This window comes from Novosphingobium mangrovisedimenti (assembly GCF_025153475.1).
Taxonomy (GTDB): Bacteria; Pseudomonadota; Alphaproteobacteria; order Sphingomonadales; family Sphingomonadaceae; genus Novosphingobium; species Novosphingobium mangrovi_A.
The window spans coordinates 1-572 of sequence record NZ_JANZXA010000058.1 but is presented as its reverse complement, the minus strand read 5'-3'; the positions used below and the strand labels follow the sequence as shown (position 1 = coordinate 572).

Annotated in this window: 1 protein-coding gene; it reads left to right on the top strand. The window is 57.9% G+C overall.

Translation table 11 applies throughout. The annotated features are described in order from the left end of the window. A partial coding sequence (locus NZK81_RS21445) for an SDR family oxidoreductase (RefSeq protein WP_260047988.1) occupies positions 1 to 424 on the top strand: 424 nt, incomplete at its 5' end. Between the last annotated feature and the right edge of the window lie 148 nt (positions 425 to 572).

Here is a 572-nt window from a genome sequence, read left to right as displayed (position 1 = left end):
TTCGGCGGCAAAGTTGGCCGTCGTCGCGCTTTCGCAGTCTATCGCGCTCGACATGGCGCGGGTTGGCGTCCGCTCGAACTGCATCGCGCCTTTTGCGTGGAGCCGCATGACCTCGTCAATTCCCGTGACAACGCCTGCCGAACACGAACGTGTCCAACGGTTGCAATCCATGTCGGCAGACAAGATCGCGCCGCTGGTTGCCTATCTGGCATCCGACCTGTCCAGGGACGTGACGAACCAGATTTTCGCGGTTCGCAAGAATGAAATCGCCCTGTTTTGCAAGCCCCGACCGATCCGGTCGATGACCAAGGTCGAGGGCTGGACGCCGGAGGCAATTGCCCACGAGCTTGTACCTTCGTTTCGCAGCAGCTTCGCGCGCGCCGATGAAGTCTCGGCGCATGTCTTTCCTTATGATCCAATCTGACAGGTAACCGATGAGCAACGCCAGCATGGATGCAGAAGTCTTCGAACAATTCTTGATACAGCTTGAACGCTTCGTGCGCGACCGGCTCATTCCTGTCGAGCGCAAAATTATTGAAACCGACCTCATCCCCGAAAGCGTCCTCGAAGCG